Source organism: Cupriavidus sp. BIC8F (assembly GCF_032465815.1).
Lineage (GTDB): Bacteria > Pseudomonadota > Gammaproteobacteria > Burkholderiales > Burkholderiaceae > Cupriavidus > Cupriavidus necator.
The window spans coordinates 3,408,381-3,426,832 of sequence record NZ_CP136094.1 but is presented as its reverse complement, the minus strand read 5'-3'; the positions used below and the strand labels follow the sequence as shown (position 1 = coordinate 3,426,832).

General features: G+C 67.6%; 15 protein-coding genes. 4 read left to right on the top strand and 11 right to left on the bottom strand.

Annotated features, from left to right (window positions below; genetic code table 11):
- Positions 1–32 precede the first annotated feature (32 nt).
- From acnD to prpB, 3 genes are all read right to left on the bottom strand, one after another.
- Positions 33–2,645, bottom strand: a complete 2,613-nt coding sequence (acnD, locus tag RS901_RS15825; RefSeq protein WP_316149735.1) for a Fe/S-dependent 2-methylisocitrate dehydratase AcnD — start codon at positions 2,643–2,645, stop codon at positions 33–35.
- A 122-nt stretch (positions 2,646–2,767) separates the two neighbouring features.
- Positions 2,768–3,925 (bottom strand): bifunctional 2-methylcitrate synthase/citrate synthase, encoded by a 1,158-nt coding sequence (prpC, locus tag RS901_RS15820; RefSeq protein WP_316149734.1) that lies wholly within the window; start codon positions 3,923–3,925, stop codon positions 2,768–2,770.
- Positions 3,926–4,012: 87 nt separating this feature from the next.
- Positions 4,013–4,921, bottom strand: coding sequence for a methylisocitrate lyase (gene prpB / locus RS901_RS15815; protein ID WP_013956854.1), 909 nt, complete (start codon positions 4,919–4,921; stop codon positions 4,013–4,015).
- 281 nt (positions 4,922–5,202) lie between these two features.
- Between prpB and prpR the strand changes: the two genes are divergently transcribed.
- Positions 5,203–7,167 (top strand): propionate catabolism operon regulatory protein PrpR, encoded by a 1,965-nt coding sequence (gene prpR / locus RS901_RS15810; protein ID WP_316149733.1) that lies wholly within the window; start codon positions 5,203–5,205, stop codon positions 7,165–7,167.
- Positions 7,168–7,180: 13 nt separating this feature from the next.
- Here the strand turns inward: prpR and RS901_RS15805 are convergent, their stop codons facing one another.
- Complete coding sequence (locus RS901_RS15805) at positions 7,181–8,182, bottom strand: cysteine synthase A (protein ID WP_316149732.1); 1,002 nt, start codon at positions 8,180–8,182, stop codon at positions 7,181–7,183.
- A gap of 115 nt (positions 8,183–8,297) precedes the next feature.
- A complete protein-coding gene (locus tag RS901_RS15800) occupies positions 8,298–8,591 on the bottom strand; it encodes a putative quinol monooxygenase (protein ID WP_010812104.1) in 294 nt (97 codons plus the stop codon).
- Positions 8,592–8,815: 224 nt separating this feature from the next.
- Here RS901_RS15800 and RS901_RS15795 point away from each other — a divergent pair, with 224 nt between their 5' ends.
- Entirely contained in the window at positions 8,816–10,039 is a 1,224-nt protein-coding gene (locus tag RS901_RS15795) for an HD-GYP domain-containing protein (protein ID WP_316149731.1), read from the top strand.
- Between the two features lie 17 nt (positions 10,040–10,056).
- Here the strand turns inward: RS901_RS15795 and RS901_RS15790 are convergent, their stop codons facing one another.
- Positions 10,057–10,965 (bottom strand): LysR family transcriptional regulator, encoded by a 909-nt coding sequence (locus RS901_RS15790; protein WP_316149730.1) that lies wholly within the window; start codon positions 10,963–10,965, stop codon positions 10,057–10,059.
- A gap of 117 nt (positions 10,966–11,082) precedes the next feature.
- On the opposite strand from RS901_RS15790, the gene RS901_RS15785 reads away from it, so the two are divergent.
- Entirely contained in the window at positions 11,083–11,400 is a 318-nt protein-coding gene (locus RS901_RS15785) for a DMT family transporter (protein WP_018313582.1), read from the top strand.
- 94 nt (positions 11,401–11,494) lie between these two features.
- Entirely contained in the window at positions 11,495–12,826 is a 1,332-nt protein-coding gene (locus RS901_RS15780; protein ID WP_316149729.1) for a mechanosensitive ion channel family protein, read from the top strand.
- Positions 12,827–12,840: 14 nt separating this feature from the next.
- On the opposite strand, the gene purT is transcribed toward RS901_RS15780, so the two are convergent.
- From purT to RS901_RS15755, 5 genes are all read right to left on the bottom strand, one after another.
- Positions 12,841–14,046, bottom strand: a complete 1,206-nt coding sequence (gene purT / locus RS901_RS15775) for a formate-dependent phosphoribosylglycinamide formyltransferase (RefSeq protein ID WP_316149728.1) — start codon at positions 14,044–14,046, stop codon at positions 12,841–12,843.
- Between the two features lie 261 nt (positions 14,047–14,307).
- Positions 14,308–15,552 carry an MFS transporter gene (locus RS901_RS15770; protein WP_410054122.1) on the bottom strand — a complete coding sequence of 415 codons (1,245 nt, stop codon included), beginning with the start codon at positions 15,550–15,552 and terminating at the stop codon, positions 14,308–14,310.
- A 181-nt stretch (positions 15,553–15,733) separates the two neighbouring features.
- A complete protein-coding gene (locus RS901_RS15765; protein WP_316149727.1) occupies positions 15,734–16,726 on the bottom strand; it encodes a tripartite tricarboxylate transporter substrate binding protein in 993 nt (330 codons plus the stop codon).
- Between the two features lie 118 nt (positions 16,727–16,844).
- A complete protein-coding gene (locus RS901_RS15760) occupies positions 16,845–17,609 on the bottom strand; it encodes a crotonase/enoyl-CoA hydratase family protein (RefSeq protein WP_316149726.1) in 765 nt (254 codons plus the stop codon).
- A gap of 43 nt (positions 17,610–17,652) precedes the next feature.
- The gene (locus RS901_RS15755) at positions 17,653–18,417 is read right to left on the bottom strand and encodes an SDR family NAD(P)-dependent oxidoreductase (RefSeq protein ID WP_013956840.1); all 765 of its coding nucleotides are present in this window, start codon (positions 18,415–18,417) and stop codon (positions 17,653–17,655) included.
- Positions 18,418–18,452 lie beyond the last annotated feature (35 nt).

Here is an 18,452-nt window from a genome sequence, read left to right as displayed (position 1 = left end):
GGCACGCATGTCGCCCGGGCCCATGTCACAGCTTATGCAGCCGCACGGGTTGACTCAAGGAAGTCCTGCGCGAAGCGCTGCAGCACGCCGCCGGCTTCGTAGATCGACACTTCCTCGTCGCTGTCGAGGCGGCAGGTCACCGGCACTTCCACGCGCTCGCCGTTCTTGCGATTCACCACCAGCGTCAGCGTGGCGCGCGGCTGGCGCTCGCCGATCACGTCATAGGTTTCGGTGCCGTCCAGGCCCAGCGTCAGGCGGTTCACGCCCGGCTTGAACTCCAGCGGCAGCACGCCCATGCCGATCAGGTTGGTGCGGTGGATGCGCTCGAAGCCCTCGGCGACGATGACTTCCACGCCGGCCAGGCGCACGCCCTTGGCGGCCCAGTCGCGCGACGAGCCCTGGCCATAGTCCGCGCCGGCGATGATGATCAGCGGCTGCTTGCGGTCCATGTAGGTCTCGATGGCTTCCCACATGCGCACGACCTTGCCTTCCGGCTCGATGCGCGCCAGCGAACCCTTCTTGACCTGGCCGTCGACCACGGCCATCTCATTAATCAGCGTCGGGTTGGCAAAGGTGGCGCGCTGCGCGGTCAGGTGGTCGCCGCGGTGGGTGGCGTACGAGTTGAAGTCCTCTTCCGGCAGGCCCATCTTGGCCAGGTATTCACCCGCGGCGCTGTTGAGCATGATCGCGTTGGACGGCGACAGGTGGTCGGTGGTGATGTTGTCGCCCAGCACCGCCAGCGGACGCAGTGCCTTGAGCGTGCGCTCGCCGGCCAGCGCGCCTTCCCAGTAGGGTGGGCGGCGGATATAGGTGCTCTGCGGGCGCCAGTCGTACAGCGGGCTGACCGATTCGCTGCTGGCCGCGGTGATGGCGAACATCGGCTCGTAGACCTTGCGGAACTGCTCGGGCTTGACGCTCTTTGCCACGATCGCGTCGATCTCTTCGTCGCTCGGCCAGATGTCCTTCAGGTAGACCGGCTTGCCGTCCTGGTCTGTGCCCAGCACGTCCTTTTCGATATCGAAACGGATAGTGCCGGCAATGGCATAGGCCACCACCAGCGGCGGCGAGGCCAGGAAGGCCTGCTTGGCGTACGGGTGGATGCGGCCGTCGAAGTTGCGGTTGCCGGACAGCACTGCCGTCGCGTACAGGTCGCGGTCGATGATTTCCTGCTGGATCTTCGGGTCCAGCGCGCCGGACATGCCGTTGCAGGTGGTGCAGGCAAAGGCGACGATGCCGAAGCCGAGCTTTTCCAGGTCGGGCAGCAGCCTGGCTTCTTCCAGGTACAGCTCGACAGCCTTGGAGCCAGGCGCCAGCGACGACTTGACCCACGGCTTGCGGGCCAGGCCGCGCGCATTGGCGTTGCGCGCCAGCAGCGCGGCGGCGATCACATTGCGCGGGTTGCTGGTGTTGGTGCAGCTGGTGATGGCGGCGATGATGACCGCGCCGTCCGGCATCAGGCCTTCGGCTTCCTGCGCGCGGGCCTTGTCCAGGTCGACGGCGATGCCGCGCTCGGCCAGCGCGGAGGTCGGCAGGCGCTTGTGCGGGTTGGACGGGCCGGCCATGTTGCGCACCACGCTCGACAGGTCGAACTTCAGCACGCGCTCGTACTCGGCGTTCTTCAGCGAATCCGCCCACAGGCCGGCAGTCCTGGCGTACGTTTCGACCAGCTTGAGCTGCTCGTCGGTGCGGCCGGTCAGGCGCAGGTAGTCAATGGTCTGCTCGTCGATGAAGAACATCGCGGCAGTGGCGCCATATTCCGGGGCCATGTTGGAAATAGTCGCGCGGTCGCCGAGCGTCAGGCTCGAGGCGCCTTCGCCGCGGAACTCCAGATAGGCGCCGACCACCTTTTCCTTGCGCAGGAATTCAGTCAGGGCCAGCACGATGTCGGTGGCGGTGATGCCGGGCTGGCGCTTGCCGGTCAGCTCCACGCCGACGATATCCGGCAGGCGCATCCACGAGGCGCGGCCGAGCATCACGTTCTCGGCTTCCAGGCCGCCCACGCCGATGGCGATCACGCCCAGCGCGTCCACGTGCGGGGTATGGCTGTCGGTGCCGACGCAGGTATCGGGGTAGGCCACGCCGCTATCAGCGTGGATCACCGGCGACATCTTCTCCAGGTTGATCTGGTGCATGATGCCGTTGCCCGGCGGGATCACGTCGACGTTCTTGAACGCCTGCTTGGTCCAGTCGATGAAATGGAAACGGTCTTCATTGCGCCGGTCTTCGATGGCGCGGTTCTTGGCGAAGGCATCGGGATCGAAGCCGCCGCACTCCACCGCCAGCGAGTGGTCGACGATCAGCTGCACCGGCACCACCGGATTGACCTTGGCGGGGTCGCCGCCCTGGTCGGCGATGGCGTCGCGCAGGCCGGCCAGGTCCACCAGCGCGGTCTGGCCCAGGATGTCATGGCACACCACGCGCGCCGGGAACCACGGGAAATCGAGGTCGCGCTTGCGCCCGATCAGCTGCTTCAGTGAATCCGTCAGCGTGGCGGGATCGCAGCGGCGCACCAGGTTTTCTGCCAGCACGCGCGACGTGTACGGCAGCTTGTCGTAGGCACCCGGCTGGATTGCCTCGACCGCGGCGCGCGCGTCAAAGTAATCCAGCTTGGTGCCCGGTAGCGGTTTGCGGTTTGCAGAATTCATGGTGTAGGGAAATCAATATAGGTATGAAAAAGGGGTAGTGGTCCCATGTCAGCGACCAACTACCCCCTTGCCCGCAGGCCCGGATCAATGCAACCCGACGCGGAGCAAACCGGCAGCCGGTCTTACTTGCGATCCTTGATCGGCACGAACTTCAGGTTCTCCGGGCCGGTGTAGTTGGCGCTCGGGCGGATGATCTTGTTGTCGATGCGTTGCTCGATAATGTGCGCGGCCCAGCCGGACGTGCGCGCGATCACGAACAGCGGCGTGAACATCGCCGTCGGCACGCCCATCATGTGGTAGCTCACCGCGCTGAACCAGTCCAGGTTCGGGAACATCTTCTTGATGTCCCACATCACGGTTTCCAGGCGCTCGGCGATGTCGAACATCTTCATCGAGCCGGCGTCCTTCGACAGCTTCTTCGCCACTTCCTTGATCACCTGGTTGCGCGGGTCGCCGGTGGTGTACACCGGGTGGCCGAAGCCGATCACGACTTCCTTGTTCTCGACGCGACGGGTGATGTCGGCCTGGGCCTCGTCCGGGTTGTCGTAGCGTTTCTGGATCTCGAACGCGACTTCATTGGCGCCGCCGTGCTTGGGGCCGCGCAGCGCGCCGATCGCGCCGCTGATTGACGAATACATGTCCGAGCCCGTGCCGGCGATCACGCGCGCGGTGAAGGTCGAGGCGTTGAACTCGTGCTCGGCGTACAGGTTGAGTGAGGTGTTCATGGCGCGCTCCCACAGCGCCGACGGCTTCTCGCCGTGCAGCAGGTGCAGGAAGTGGCCGCCGATGGAGTCATCGTCGGTTTCGACTTCGATGCGCTTGCCGTTGTGGCTGTAGTGATACCAGTACAGCAGCATCGAGCCGAGGCTGGCCATCAGGCGGTCGGCAATGTCGCGCGCGCCCGGGGTGTTGTGGTCTTCCTTCTCCGGCAGCACGGTGCCCAGCACCGACACGCCGGTGCGCATCACGTCCATCGGGTGGGCGCTGGCGGGCACCCATTCGAGCGCGGCCTTCACATTGGCGGGCAGGCCGCGCAGGCTCTTGAGCTTGGCCTTGTAGGCGGCCAGTTCGGATTTGGTCGGCAGCTTGCCGTGCACCAGCAGGTGGGCGATTTCCTCGAACTCGCAGGTCTCGGCGATGTCGAGGATGTCGTAGCCGCGGTAGTGCAGGTCGTTGCCGGTGCGGCCGACGGTGCACAGCGCGGTATTGCCGGCGGTCACGCCCGACAGGGCGACGGATTTCTTGGGCTTGGGAGTGACGAGCGGTTGCGCTTCGGACATCTGGGTCTCCTTTGTGTGATGCCTGGTATTGCCTGTCTGTTGTCGTGCAAGCGGCCGGGACAAAGCCCGGCCGCGCGTGAGTCTTGCTTACTTGCCCTTGCCTTGTGCAAAGAGCGCGTCCAGCTTCTGCTCGAAGTCATGGTAGCCGATGCTCTCGTAGAGCTCGGCGCGGGTCTGCATGGTATCGACCACGTTCTTCTGCGTGCCGTCGCGGCGGATGGCCGCGTAGACGTTCTCCGCCGCCTTGTTCATGGCGCGGAAGGCCGACAGCGGGTACAGCACCATCGACACGCCGGCGCCGCCGAGTTCCTCGGTGGTGAACAGCGGCGTGGCGCCGAATTCGGTGATATTGGCCAGCACCGGCACCTTCACCGCATCGACAAACTTGCGGTACATGGCCAGGTCGGTCATGGCTTCCGGGAAGATGGCGTCGGCGCCGGCTTCCACGCACGCGACGGCGCGCTCGATGGCCTTGTCCAGGCCTTCGACGGCGAGCGCGTCGGTGCGGGCCATGATGACGAAGTTCTCGTCGGTGCGGGCGTCGACGGCGGCCCTGATGCGGTCGACCATTTCACCCTGCGTGACGATTTCCTTGTTGGGGCGGTGGCCGCAGCGCTTGGCGCCGACCTGGTCTTCGATGTGCATCGCCGCCGCGCCGAACTTGATCAGCGACTTGGTGGTACGGGCCACGTTGAAGGCCGAGGCGCCGAAGCCGGTGTCGACGTCCACCAGCAGCGGCGTGTCGCACACGTCGGTGATGCGGCGGATATCGGTCAGCACGTCGTCCAGGTTCGAGATGCCCAGGTCCGGCAGGCCCAGCGAGCCGGCCGCAACGCCGCCGCCCGACAGGTAGATGGCCCGGTAGCCGGCGCGCTTGGCCAGCAGGGCATGGTTGGCATTGATGGTGCCGACTACCTGCAGCGGATGCTCGTCGGCAAGCGCCTGGCGGAAGCGGGCGCCAGCGGAGCGCGCGAGGTCGGAAGCGGAGTAGGTCATGGCGTATGCGTTGGTGAACAGGACGGGCCTAATACTGCAAGGGGTGTGCCAAGCCCTTGGGCGAGCCCACGGAAAATCGGCCAGCCCTTGTCAGCGCTGGGCTGGCGGGTAGGGCGGCTGGCCTCGCAGCCGATTTCATGTCATCTTTTCAGCACAATTGAATTTCAAAATAACAAGTTTGGAATTCAAAGTTGAAATCCGTGGCTGCGTGGCGGACAATGTGCCAGCACTGTACGCCTGTTCGTCCCGGGTTTCACCACGCATTCTTTCCGCATTGCACCATGGCTCCTCCCGTTTCCACGCAAGCCCGTCCGCGCATCTGGGCCATCGGCATCAGCCGCCTGGCACGCGCCTTCGCCGACCTGATTCCGGCATACGCCGACCGGGCCGAATTCCGCATCGTCGGCAAGGGTTTCGAGGCCGCCGCCAGCGCCGTGGCGCGCGAGGCGCGCGAGGGCCGGCTCGACGTGGTGGTGGCGGGCGGCTCCAACGGCGCCTACCTGCGCCAGCACGTGGATGTGCCGGTGGTGCTGGTCAAGGTCACGGGTTTTGACGTGATGAGCGCACTGGCCACCGCGCGGCGCATTTCGCCGCGGGTGGCGCTGGTCACGCACGCGTCGACGTATGCCGAGGTGGACGAATTCGTGCGCGCGTTCTCGCTGTCGGTCCCGGCCTATACCTACCTGACCGAGGACGACGCCGTCGCGCGCGTAAAGGCGCTCAAGCAGGAGGGCATCCAGGTCGTGGTCGGCCCCGGCCTGGTGACCGACCTGGCCGACCGCTATGGCCTGACCGGCGTGTTCCTGTACTCCGGCAACTCGGTGCGCATGGCGCTGGAAGACGCAATCGAGGCCGCCCGCCTGCGCCGCATCGAGGCCACCCGGCGCGACTACGTCAACACCATCCTGGCGCACCTGAACGAGGGCGTGGCGGCGGTGGATGCCGAAGGGCGCATCCAGTCGTTCAACCCGGCGATGGAGCGTTTTCTCGGCACTTCCGTCGCCGCCGCGGTCGGGCGCAAGCTGCAGACGCTGGCGCCAAACCTGGCGCTCGAAGGCGTGATGCAGAGCGGCGACAAGGAACTGGAAGCGATCCACAAGCTCGGCGACAAGATGGTGGTGGTCAACCGCATCCCCATCATCGGCGAGGCCGGCACCACCGGCGCCGTGCTGACCATCCAGGACGCCAGCGCGATCCAGCGCGTGGACCGCAACCTGCGCTCGCGCGCCCGCACGCGGCCGGCCGGGGTGCGTTACAGCCTGGACGACCTGGCCGGCACCTCCGCGGCCATGACCGAGCTGCGCGAGCTGGCGCGGCGCTACGCGGCGGTCGATTCCACCGTGCTGATCGGCGGCGAGAGCGGCACCGGCAAGGAGGTGCTGGCGCAGGGCATGCACGACGCCAGCCCGCGCCGCGCCTTCCCGTTCGTGGCGGTCAATTGCGCGGCCTTCCCCGAGGCACTGCTGGAGAGCGAGCTGTTCGGCTATGAAGAGGGCGCCTTCACCGGCGCGCGCCGCGGCGGCAAGGCCGGCCTGTTCGAGTCGGCCCACAATGGCACGCTGTTCCTCGACGAGGTGGGCGACATGCCGTCCGCGCTGCAGACGCGCCTGCTGCGCGTGCTGCAGGAAAAGCAGGTGTTGCCGATCGGCGGGCTCGACGCCGTGCCGGTCAACGTGCGCGTGATCGGCGCCACCCACCGCGACCTGGCCGCGATGGTGCGCGATGGCTCATTCCGGCAGGACCTGTACTACCGCCTCAATATCCTGCGCATCGAGATGCCGCCGCTGCGCGACCGCTCCGAAGACCTGCAGGAACTGGCCGAACTGCTGTACCGGCGCGCCCAGGAGCGCCTGGGCATGGACCGGCCGCAGCGCCTGCCCGCCGCGGCCCGCGCGCGGCTGGCGCGCTACCGCTGGCCGGGCAATATCCGCGAGCTGGAAAACGTGACCGAACGGATCGCCGTGCTGGTGGCCGGGCGCCGGCTGGACAGCGACGCGCTGCAGCGCGAGCTGCAGGCAGCCGTGCCTGAGCTGTTTGGCGATGGCATGCTGGCGCCGGCTGAGGCCGGCGCTGAACCCGCCGCGCCGGCAACACGCCCGCGCCGTTCACTGGCCGGTGTGAAGCAGTCCAGCGAAGTCGAGCATATCCGGCGCGTGCTGGCCGAGTGCGGCGGCGACCGCGCCGCGGCCTGCCATGTGCTTGGCATCAGCCCGACCACGCTGTGGCGGCGGCTCAAGGCGGCGTGAGCCGCGCAGGCATTTACCCGGCGGGGCCGGCACGCCGGAACGGAATCGGCTGCAGCCCCTTGCCCTCCAGCCAGGCCTCATTGAACAGCCGTGCCATGTACAGGTCGCCGCGGTCGCATAGCAGCGTGACGATGGTATGCCCTGGCCCCATCTCGCGCGCCAGCGCCACCGCGGCGCCGACGTTGATTCCCGACGACCCGCCCAGGAACAACCCCTCCTCGCGCAGCAGGCGGTAGACCATGTCCACGCAGGTCTGGTCGTCGATGCGCACCGCGTCGTCGATGGGCGTGTCCTGCAGGTTGGCGGTGACGCGGCTGGTGCCGATGCCCTCGGTGATCGAACTGCCCTCGGCCTTGAGCTCGCGGTGTTTGACGAAGTTATAGAGGGCGCTGCCGTGCGGGTCGGCCAGCACGATCCGCACGCCGGGCTTGTGCTCTTTCAGGCAGCGCGCGATGCCGGCCAGCGAGCCGCCGGTGCCGGTGGAGCAGGTGAAGGCATCGATATGCCCGCCGGTGGCGTGCCAGATCTCGGGTCCGGTGGTCTCGTAGTGGGCCTGGCGATTGGCCAGGTTGTCGAACTGGTTGGCCCAGATCGCGTTGTCGGTTTCGTCGGCCAGCCGGCCGGCAATCTTCTGGTAGTTGCCCGGATCGGCGTAAGGCTTGGCGGGCACCGCGCGGACCTCGGCGCCGAGCATGCGCAGCCGCTCCATTTTCTCGGGCGACTGCGTGTCGGGTATCACGACGATGCAGCGGTAGCCGCGCGCCGCGCACAGGTGGGCCAGGCCGATGCCGGTATTGCCGGCGGTGCCTTCGATGACCGTGCCGCCGGGCGTCAGCAGCCCGCGCCGTTCGGCATCGCGGATGATGTAGAGTGCCGCGCGGTCCTTGACCGAGCCGCCTGGATTGAGGAATTCCGCCTTGCCGTAGATATCGCAGCCGGTTTCGGCGCTCAGGCCGGCCAGCCGGATCAGCGGGGTGTGGCCGATGGTGCCGGCAAATCCATCCCTGACTTCCATGGTGCACTCCTGCCGTGCCCGCTCCGGGCGTCACATTGAGTGATAGATCGGTGCGGCGGGAATGACAAGCAGGGGGACGGCCGGAAGTGACCGGGATTGCCCGTGACCAGGCGGATCAGGCGGCGTTGAGCCAGCGGAAACTGAAATCGCCTTCGACGAAGTCCGCGCGCGAGGCGTGGAAATCGCGCATATAGGGCCGGTTCAGGTGCGATTCGAGCGCGCGCTTGGAATCCCAGACCATATAGATCACAAAGACCCGCGCATCCTCGGCGTCTTGCCCGACGTGGTAGTCCAGGCAGCCGGGCTCGGTCAGCCCGCGCGAGCGCAGCGTGGTGAGCTGGGATACCAGCGCCTCGCGGCGGTGGGTCTTGGCACGGGCGATGCCGACTAGCGTGTACGTTCCGGACATGGGTGAACGGGGGCGACTGGCTGGCGTCTGTGAGCACTGGGCAGGCCATTGTAGCGCCGGCGGTACCGCCCCCCGGCAATGCCCGAGGACACCGTCCGGGCATTCGGGCGGCGCTTGACAAGGGCGGGCGGCACGGTTCTTCCCCGCAATGGGGCTAAACTCCTGCCGGCGGCCGCCGATAACCGGATCGACAACAAGAAAACCATCATCCGAGGGGGTAACGCATGTTGAGACGCATACGGTCGGAACAACTGCAGGTCGGGATGTTTGTCGCCAGGCTTGGCGGCCCGTGGATCAGCCATCCGTTCTGGCGCGCAAAGTTCCTGGTCGCCACTGAGGACCAGGTCCGGCAGATACAGTCGGCAGGGGTGCAGGAGGTCTGGATCGACATCCTGAAGGGCCGCAACGTACCGGGGCCGGACACGCCGGAAATACCCGGACCCGTCCCGGCCCCGGAGTCGACACCCGAGCCCATGGATCCGGCCACCGCGCTGCAACCCGCCGCCACGCTTGATGCCGAGATCGTCCGCGCGCGCGAGCTGCTGCAATCCGGCAAGGCCGTGATCGGCTCGATGTTCGCCGACATCCGCATGGGCCGGGCGCTGGAGGTCAGCGGCGCGCTGCTGCTGGTCGATTCCGCCTCGCGCTCGCTGTCGCGCCATGGGCAGGCGTTGCTGGCGCTGGCGCGGCTCAAGGCGCGGGGCGACGACAACTACCTGCACGCCTTCGCCGTCTGCGCGCTGATGATCGCCGTCGGCCGCACGCTGGGCCTGCCCGACGACGAGGTGCGCGAGCTCGGCCTGGCCGGCCTGGTCCACGACATCGGCAAGCTGACACTGCCCGCGGCCCCGGTGCACAAGGCCAGCGAACGCACGCCCGAGGAAGAGGAGATCTACCGCCGGCATCCGTCGGCTGGCTACCGCATCCTGAACGAGGCCCGGCTCTATTCGAACATCCCGCTCGATGTCTGCGTCCATCATCACGAACGCGTGGACGGGCGTGGCTTCCCATACGGCCTGGCGGGGAACGAACTGAGCGTGCACGCCAAGATCGGCGCGATCTGCGATGCCTATGATTCGCTCACTTCCAGCCGCCCGGGCCACCGGCCGTGGTCGCCGGCCCGCGCCATGGAATACATGGCCGTGCGTGTCGACACACTGTTCGACCGGCGCGTGTTCAAGGCCTTCACCCGCACCGTCGGCATCTACCCGCTCGGCACCGTGCTGCGGCTGCGTTCGAACCGGCTGGCGGTGGTCTGCGCGCAGAACGAGGCCGATCCGCTGCGGCCGAAGGTGATGGCGTTCTATTCCGTATCGCAGTCAAGACCGACGCCCACCGAACTGATCGACCTGCGCCACAGCGACGAGACTGTGGTGGCGTTCGAGAATGCCGCTGACTGGGGGTATGCGGATGAGCAGCTGATGGAGATGTATGCGGCGGCGGCCTGAACCCGGGGGGCAAGTGTTCAGCCCGCCACCCATCCCCCTTGCCTCAGCCGCTCATACAGGAAATCGCCCAACACCCGCACGCGCGCGCTGTGCCTGAGATCCGGATGCGTCAGCACCCACAAATCGGTATCCATGGCTTCATCGACTGGCGCCAGCCGCACCAGGTCTGGATCGCCCCCGGCCAGCAGACACAGCAGCATGCCGGCGCCCATGCCGTGCCGCACGGCATCCGCCATGGCCACCAGGCTGTCGGCGCTGACAGCGCGGCGGGGTTCCGGCACGTGGTCGCGTACCCAGCGCGCCTGGGCGAGGTGGGATAGCGCATCGTCCGGCACGACCCAGTCATAGGCCGGCCAGTCCGACAGCCGCGGATGGTCGGCTTCCGTTGGCAGCCCGAGTTGCGCCAGGTAGCGCCGTGCCGCATACGGCGCCGTCTGCAGCCGCCCGATACGGCGGCCCACCAGGTACTCCGGCGGCGCATTCGCCGGCCGGATCGCCACATCGGCCTCGCGCCGGCTCAGGCTCAGGAAGCTGTTGTTGATGACGATCTGCAGCTGGATGCGCGGGTGCATGGCCCGGAACGCCGCGAACAGCGGCATCAGCAACCCGCCCAGCAGGGTGTCGGTGGTGGTCACGCGCAACGGGCCGCTCAGCTGGCTGTCGAGGCCGGACAGCTGGCGCTGGGCCGCATCGATCTGCTCGCCGACGCCGGCCAGCCGTTGCGCCAGCGCCTCGCCGGCGGCGGTCATGGCATAGCCGGTGGCATGGCGTTCGAACAGCAGGGTGCCCAGGGTCTCTTCCAGCCGCGCCAGCCGGCGCAGGACCGTGGAATGGTTCACGTGCAGGGCGCGCGCGGCGCCGGCGAGCGAGCCGGACTGGCCCACGGCAAGGAAGTACTTCAGGTCGTCCCAGTCTGCTTCCTGCATGTTTGCATAGCCCTTTTGCAGAATTCGCCAGTTTTCGTGCTGATCTGCACAGCCTACAGTGGCATGGCGTGCCCGGCAATGGGTGTCGGGCGGCGGACCTGGATGAAAGACATGGCAATGGCGTGGATGCTGCTGGTGCTGGCGGGCCTGATCGAGATCGTGATGGCGCTGGCCCTCAAACATACCGACGGCTGGACGCGGCCCGGGCCGACGGCACTGGGCATCGGGGCGGCGCTGGCCAGTATCTTCCTGCTCAGCGCGGCACTGCGGCACCTGCCGGTCGGGACGGCGTACGCAATCTGGACCGGGATCGGGGCGATCGGGGTGACGGTGATCGGCATCCTGTTCCTGGGCGAAAGCGCGGCGCCAATGCGGCTGGTGTTGATCGGGTTGATCTTTGTGGGAATTGGCGGGTTGAAGCTGCTGCCGGCGTAGGACCTTGGGGGGAATCCGTTACGGATTCGGGGTGTGGCGGAAGCACGTTCTGTACACTATCTGGCCAAGCCACTGGCTATCAAGTCGCCCCTCCATGAGTTTCGATGCCCTGCTGGAGCTGTTCCAGCAACGTATTCCGGCCCATCCGTGGGCCCAGATTGCCTTGTACCTGCTGGTGCTGGTGCTGATCGCCGTGGTGGCGCAGTGGCTGTTCGGCCATGTGATGTCGCGCATCGCCCATCGCTTGCTGACGGTATGGGGCAAGGCGCCCTGGAGCAAGGCGCTGACGCGTTATCGTGCCTATCGGCGCTTCGGCTATGCGGTCGGGTTCGCGGTGATCACCGTCGGCATTGGCGAAGTGCCGCACATGGGCCGCTATGCGCTGGCCATCGAGCGCCTGGCCCATGCCGGCCTGTGGATCTGCTTTTTCCTGATGCTTGGCGGCGTGCTGAGCGCCTGGCAGGACGTATACGCCAGCAGCCGCGAGGCGCAGACGCGCTCGATCAAGGGCTATATCCAGGTGGGGCGGCTCGGGCTTGGGCTGGTGTGCTCGGTGCTGGTGCTGTCGATCCTGATTAACCGCTCGCCGCTGTGGATGCTGTCTGGCCTGGGCGCGCTGTCGGCGGTGCTGCTGCTGGTGTTCAAGGACACGCTGCTGTCGCTGGTGGCCAGTACCCAGCTGACCTCCAACGACATGCTGCGCATCGGCGACTGGATCGAGATGCCCCAGTGCAATGCCGACGGCTACGTCAAGGACATCGCCCTGCATACGGTCAAGGTGCAGAACTGGGACAACACCGTGACCACGGTCCCGACCTACAAGCTGTTCTCCGAGAGCTACCGCAACTACCGGCAGATGTTTGAATCCGGCGCGCGGCGCATCAAGCGCACGTTGCGGCTGGATGCGGGCAGTGTGCGCTTCCTGGAGGACCGCGAAGTGCAGGCGCTGATGCGCTTCCGGCTGCTGCACGACTACCTGGAGGAGAAGCAGGCCGAGGTCGACGAGGCCAACCGCCTGCTGACTGCCGCCGGCAATGACCCGGTCAACCGGCGCCGGCTGACCAATGTCGGCACCTTCCGCGCCTATGGCATTGCCTACCTGAAGGCGCACCCGGAGATCCACCACGACCTGCTGCTGAACGTGCGCATGATGGAGCCCGATTCGCAGGGCATCCCGGTGGAGATCTACTGCTTTACCGCGCTGACTGCGTGGATGGACTATGAGCGCATCCAGGGCGATGTCTTCGACCACCTGCTGGCGATCCTGCCTGAGCTGGGCCTGCGCCTGTACCAGGCGCCGTCAGGCGCCGACCTGAGCGGCGTGCGCATCTCGCCAGTGCTGGCCGCGGCGCAGGTGGCGGCAGCACAGGCCAGCGTCCATCATGCGCCTGCCCACGCCGCCGCCGCGGGCAGCCATCCGATCTGACCAGCGCTTGATGCTCAGCCGACCGCGCGCGGACGCACGCGGCTGGCGGCTTCCTTGGCGCGGGTGCGGGCGGTGTCGACATCGTCCGCGTAGGCCAGTGCCACGCCCATGCGGCGCTTGACGAAGCTCTCGGGCTTGCCGAACAGGCGCACCTCGGTCTGGGGCACGCTCAGCGCCTGGTCCACGCCATCGAAGACGACCCCCTGGGCATCCACGCCGCCGTAGATCACGGCGCTGGCGCCGGGGCTGCGCAGCGTGGTGTCGACCGGCAGGCCCAGGATGGCGCGGGCATGCAGCTCGAACTCGTTCTGCCATTGCGTGGCCATGGTGACCATGCCGGTGTCGTGCGGGCGCGGGCTGACTTCGCTGAACCAGACTTGCTCGCCCTTGACGAACAGCTCCACGCCGAACAGGCCCATGCCGCCCAGGTCTGCCGTGACCGCCTGCGCGATGCGCTGGGCGGTTTCCAGCGCAGCGGGGTGCATCGGCTGCGGCTGCCAGCTCTCGACGTAGTCGCCGCTGACCTGGACGTGGCCGATCGGGGCGCAGAACTGCGTTTCCACCTGGCCGCTGGCGCCCATGGCGCGCACGGTCAGCAGCGTGATCTCGTAGTCGAAATCGATAAAGCCTTCCACGATCACGCGGCCGTGGCTGACGCGGCCGCCGGCCATGGCGTAGTCCCAGGCCGCCTTGACGCCCTCGGGGCCGTCGATCTTGCTCTGGCCCTTGCCGGAGCTGCTCATCACCGGCTTGACCACGCACGGGTAGCCGATGCCGCCGTCGATGGCAGCCTGCAGTTCATCCAGCGAATCGCAGAACTTGTACGGGCTGGTCGGCAGGCCGAGCGATTCGGCGGCCAGGCGGCGGATGCCTTCGCGGTCCATGGTCAGGCGCGCGGCGCGGGCGGTGGGGATCACGCGCACGGTGCCGGCGGCTTCCAGGGTTTCCAGCATGGGCGTGGCGATGGCCTCGATCTCGGGCACGACCAGGTGCGGCTTTTCCGCCTCGATCAGCGCCTTGAGCTGGTCCGGGTCGCTCATGGCGATGGTGCGCGCGTGGTGGGCTACCTGATGGCCGGGCGCATTGTCATAGCGATCGACGGCGATGGTTTCCACACCCAGGCGCTGCAATGCAATCAGCACTTCCTTGCCCAGCTCGCCGGAGCCGAGCAGCATCACTTTGGTGGCAGAGGGGGAGAGAGGCGTTCCGAGGGTGGTCATGGCAGCGGGTGGGACGGAAAGGAAAGCCGAGATTGTACGTGTTGGGGGCTGTCTGTGGCGCCGGCGGGGGCGCATATTGGTATGGGCCAGGGAAGGGCGCCTGGCGGGCGTGTCACCCAATTCAGCGAAGCACCATAAAAAAACCCGCGCGGGGGCGGGCTTGAAAAGGCCTGAGGATCCAAGACCGGACCGCTCAGGGTCAATGCTAGGTGCTAAGCGCGCCCTCCGCATCCCCCGTTCGGGGCGGCCCGGCACAGTATTTCAGGAAGTGGCCATCAGCGGCGGCTGCCGCCGCGTCGCCACGGCAAATGCAATTTGCGCCAGGCCCGCGGCCAGCCCCAGCGTCACGCCGACCTGCCACGCCACGGTGTAGGAACCCAGCGCGTCGTAGACCAGCCCACCGCCGAAGGCGCCGAGAAAGCTGCCGATCTGGTGGCTGAAGAACGCCACGCCGCCGAGCATGGCCTGCCAGCGCAGGCCGAAGGTCTCGGCGATCCAGCCCGATACCAGCGGCGCCACGCCCAGCCACAGGAAGCCCATCACCGCGGCGAACACCAGCGTGCTCTGCGGCGTGGGCGCCGACGAGAAGTACCAGGTCAGCGCCAGCGAGCGAATCGTATAGATGCCGCCCAGCAGCATCAGCTTGTTGAAGCGGCCGCCGGCCCAGCCGAAGAAGATGCTTCCCAGCACGTTGAAGCCGCCGATCACGCCCAGCGCCTGCGCGCTGAGCATCGGGTCCATGCCGCATACGTCCAGATATGACGGCAGGTGCGTGGTCAGGAACACCAGCTGCATGCCGCAGACGAAATACGCCAGCGCCATCACCACGAACGGCGCGTGCCGCAGCGCGGTGCCCAGCGCTTCACGCGCGCTGTCCTGGCCGCGCCCTGCGGGCGACACCAGCGGCAGCCGGTCCACGCGCCCGGCAAACCACGCCGCCGGCAGCATCACCAGTGCCAGCAGCACGAACGCTGCCAGCCCGGTGCGCCAGCCGTAGGCCTGCGTCACCATCTGCCCGATCGGCGCCGCCAGCAGCGCGCCCAGCGAGCCCGCGCCAGACACCAGCCCCAGCACCGTGCTGCGCAGCGCCGCCGACACCGGCCGCGCCGCCACTGCCATCGCCAGGGCGCTGCCGGTGCAGGCCATCGATGCACCAATGGCCACGCCCGCGCCCAGCGTGACGCCGACCATGCTGTGCGCGCTCGCCAGCAGCACCAGTCCGGTCACATAGAGCAGCGAGCCGGCCAGCATCAGCGGCCGGAAGCCGATCCGCGTGGCCCAGGCCCCGGCCAGCGGCTGCAGCAGGCCCCACGCCAGGTTCTGTACCGCGATGGCGATGGTGAAATCCGATACCGAGATACCGAGATCCCGCGTCAGCGGCGGCATGAAGATGCCAAGGCTCTGTCGCAGGCCCATGGCCAGGCTGAGCATCAAGGAGGCGCCGATCAGGATCGGCAAGGCCGGGCGCAGGGCTTCGTAGCGGGAAGGCGCGGTGGGGGTAGGCACGGTGTGGTCTCGTCGCTGTCGTTATCGTTGTGAGCGCCCGGGGCGCTTTCCATGTCTTTGCATTTAAGCGTGCGCTGAATATACCGCAGGGTAAGGCGAGGGTATGCCCCAGGTCCCACCGTGTCAATTTGGCTTTGGGCGGGTCCGCCTTCCGCTTTGCCAAAGGCGGGCCCGCACCTGGCTAGTCCAGGCTGACCTTGGATGCCCGGATGGTCTCGCCCCAGCGCTTGATCTCGCCGCCTACCAGCGCGGCGAACTTCGGCTGCGGTTCGCCGCCCGGGATGCCGCCCATGTCGCGGAACCTGGCCACCACCTCGGGGTCGCGCATGGCCTTGCCCAGCGCTTCCTGCAGCGTGGCGGCAATGGCCGGCGGGGTCTTGGCCGGCGCAAAGAAGCCCAGCCAGCCCATCACCACGAAATCCTTCACGCCGGCCTGCGCCATCGTCGGCACGTCCGGCAGGGCAGGCAGGCGCTCGGCGCTGGTCACCGCAAGCGCGCGCAGCTTGCCGGCGCGGATCTGCGGCAGCGCCTGCGTCAGGTTGTCGAACATGAAGGTGGTTTCGCCCGCCAGCACCGAGGTCGTGGCTGGCGTCGACCCCTTGTACGGCACGTGAATCACTTCGGTGCCCGTGCGCAGCCGAAACAGCTCCGCCGTCAGGTGCGTGGTCTGCCCGATGCCGGCCGAGGCATAGGAATACTTGCCCGGGGACTGCTTGAGCTGCGCCACCAGCTCGGCCACGCTGCGCACCGGCGCCTGCGCGCCGACCACCAGCACGTTGGCGAAGGAGATCAGGTCCGTCAGCGGCAGGAAGTCCTGCGGCTGGTAAGACAACTGCTTGTAGGCGCTGTAGTTGATCGCGTGCGAGCCGGTGTTGCCGACCAGCAGCGTGTAGCCGTCCGGCGCCGCGCGCATGAAGGCCTGCGTGCCGATGATGCCGCCGCTGCCGGGCTTGTTGTCGACCACCACCGGCTGGCCCAGGATGGCCGCCAGCTTCTGCGCCACCAGCCGTGTCGGAATATCGGTGGTGCCGCCCGGCGCGCCGGGCACGATGATGGTGATGGGGCGCTCGGGCCAGGCCGCTGCGCTGGCCGCCAGCGGCAGCGTGGCGGCGGCGGTCGCCAGCAGCAGGGCCGCGGACGTGTTGAACAGCGATTCTGGCAGCTTGTGTTTCATGGGTCTCCTCCATGTTCTGGTCTGTGTGCTGCTTGGAATGTGCGAACGGCCGGCTTGCGGCCGGCCGTTCTCTAGCCCAGGGCGGATGACATCGATGCCCTCCGCCTGGCGTGGGCCATCACTTGCCCGTCCACACCGGCTTGCGCTTCTCGGCGAACGCGGCGGCACCCTCGCGGGCATCGGCCGAGGTGAACACCGGCGCCAGCAGCGGGCGCTGACGCTCGAACATCTCCTCGGTGCTCCAGTCGGCGGACTCGGCCACGATCTGCTTGCTGACGGCAACCGCCAGCGGGCCGTTGGCGCCGATCTCGTCGGCCAGCGCCAGCGCGCCAGCCAGCGCCTGGCCCGGTTCGGTCAGGCGGTTGATCAGTCCAAAGGCGTGGGCCTGTTCGGCGCCCAGCATATTGCCGGTCAGCGCGTATTCCATGGCGATGTGGTACGGCACCCGGCGCGGCAGGCGCATCAGGCCGCCGGCGCCGGCCACCAGCCCGCGCTTGACTTCAGGCAGGCCGAACTTGGCCGCCTTCGACGACACGATCAGGTCGCACGCCAGCGCCAGCTCGAAGCCGCCGGCCAGCGCATAGCCTTCCACCGCGGCGATCAGCACCTTGCGCGGCGGCTTCTCGGTCAGCCCGCCAAAGCCGCGGCCGGGCAGGCTGGGGCGCTTGCCTTCCAGGAAGCCCTTCAGGTCCATGCCCGAGCAGAAGGTGCCGCCGGCGCCGGTCAGGATGGCCACGCTCAGGTCGTCGCGGCTTTCCAACTGGTCGATGGCGGCGGCCAGCGCGGTCGCGGTCTCGAAGTCCATGGCGTTTTTCGCCTGGGGCCGGTTCATGGTGATCAGCAGCGTATTGCCGCGGGTTTCCAGTTGCAGCGTGTCGCTCATGCGGGTTTCCTTGTCACTGGTCGGTATCGGTGCAGCGCGCGGCTCAGCGCGGTGCCATGCGGATGGCGCCATCCAGGCGGATGGTTTCGCCGTTGAGCATGGGGTTCTCCAGGATGTGCAGCGCGGTGGACGCGTATTCATCCGGTGCGCCGAGGCGGGGCGGGTGCGGCACCATGGCGCCGAGCGAGGCACGCACGTTCTCCGGCAGCTTGGCCAGCAGCGGGGTGTCGAACAGCCCCGGGGCGATGGTGCAGACGCGGATCGCGCGCTGTGCCAGGTCGCGCGCGGCCACCAGGGTCATGCCGACGATGCCGGCCTTGGCCGATGCGTAAGGGATCTGCCCGATCTGGCCTTCGTAGGCCGCCACCGACGCGGTCAGCACGCAGGCACCGCGCTCGCCGTCGATCAGTTCGTTCTTGGCCATGCGCGCGGCCCCAAGGCGCAGCGCGTTGAAGGTGCCGATCAGGTTGATGCGCACGATCGACTCGTACTTTTCCAGCGAACCCGGCGAGCCGTCCTTCTCGACCACGCGCACCGGTCCGCCCAGGCCGGCGCAATGGATCAGCGCGCGCAGCGGGGCAATGGCTTCGGCGGCGTCGTAGACGGCGTTCATCTGGTCGGTGTCGGTCACGTCGGCCTTGAGGAAGCGGACCTTGCCGCCGAACTCGTCGACGGCGGCGTTGCCGCGCTCTTCCGACAGGTCAGCGATCACGACGTCGACGCCGCGTTCCACCAGGCGCCGCACGCAGGCCAGGCCCAGGCCGGAAGCGCCGCCGGTCACGACGGCGGACATATTGGTCAGTTTCATGCTGTGTCTCCTTGACTGGATACGTTGTTCGGTAG

Coding starts and splice junctions, on each gene's coding strand:
- acnD (WP_316149735.1), bottom strand. CDS start 2,645: ATGAATTCTGCAAACCGCAAACCGCTACCGGGCACCAAGCTGGATTAC.
- prpC (WP_316149734.1), bottom strand. CDS start 3,925: ATGTCCGAAGCGCAACCGCTCGTCACTCCCAAGCCCAAGAAATCCGTC.
- prpB (WP_013956854.1), bottom strand. CDS start 4,921: ATGACCTACTCCGCTTCCGACCTCGCGCGCTCCGCTGGCGCCCGCTTC.
- prpR (WP_316149733.1), top strand. CDS start 5,203: ATGGCTCCTCCCGTTTCCACGCAAGCCCGTCCGCGCATCTGGGCCATC.
- RS901_RS15805 (WP_316149732.1), bottom strand. CDS start 8,182: ATGGAAGTCAGGGATGGATTTGCCGGCACCATCGGCCACACCCCGCTG.
- RS901_RS15800 (WP_010812104.1), bottom strand. CDS start 8,591: ATGTCCGGAACGTACACGCTAGTCGGCATCGCCCGTGCCAAGACCCAC.
- RS901_RS15795 (WP_316149731.1), top strand. CDS start 8,816: ATGTTGAGACGCATACGGTCGGAACAACTGCAGGTCGGGATGTTTGTC.
- RS901_RS15790 (WP_316149730.1), bottom strand. CDS start 10,965: ATGCAGGAAGCAGACTGGGACGACCTGAAGTACTTCCTTGCCGTGGGC.
- RS901_RS15785 (WP_018313582.1), top strand. CDS start 11,083: ATGGCGTGGATGCTGCTGGTGCTGGCGGGCCTGATCGAGATCGTGATG.
- RS901_RS15780 (WP_316149729.1), top strand. CDS start 11,495: ATGAGTTTCGATGCCCTGCTGGAGCTGTTCCAGCAACGTATTCCGGCC.
- purT (WP_316149728.1), bottom strand. CDS start 14,046: ATGACCACCCTCGGAACGCCTCTCTCCCCCTCTGCCACCAAAGTGATG.
- RS901_RS15765 (WP_316149727.1), bottom strand. CDS start 16,726: ATGAAACACAAGCTGCCAGAATCGCTGTTCAACACGTCCGCGGCCCTG.
- RS901_RS15760 (WP_316149726.1), bottom strand. CDS start 17,609: ATGAGCGACACGCTGCAACTGGAAACCCGCGGCAATACGCTGCTGATC.
- RS901_RS15755 (WP_013956840.1), bottom strand. CDS start 18,417: ATGAAACTGACCAATATGTCCGCCGTCGTGACCGGCGGCGCTTCCGGC.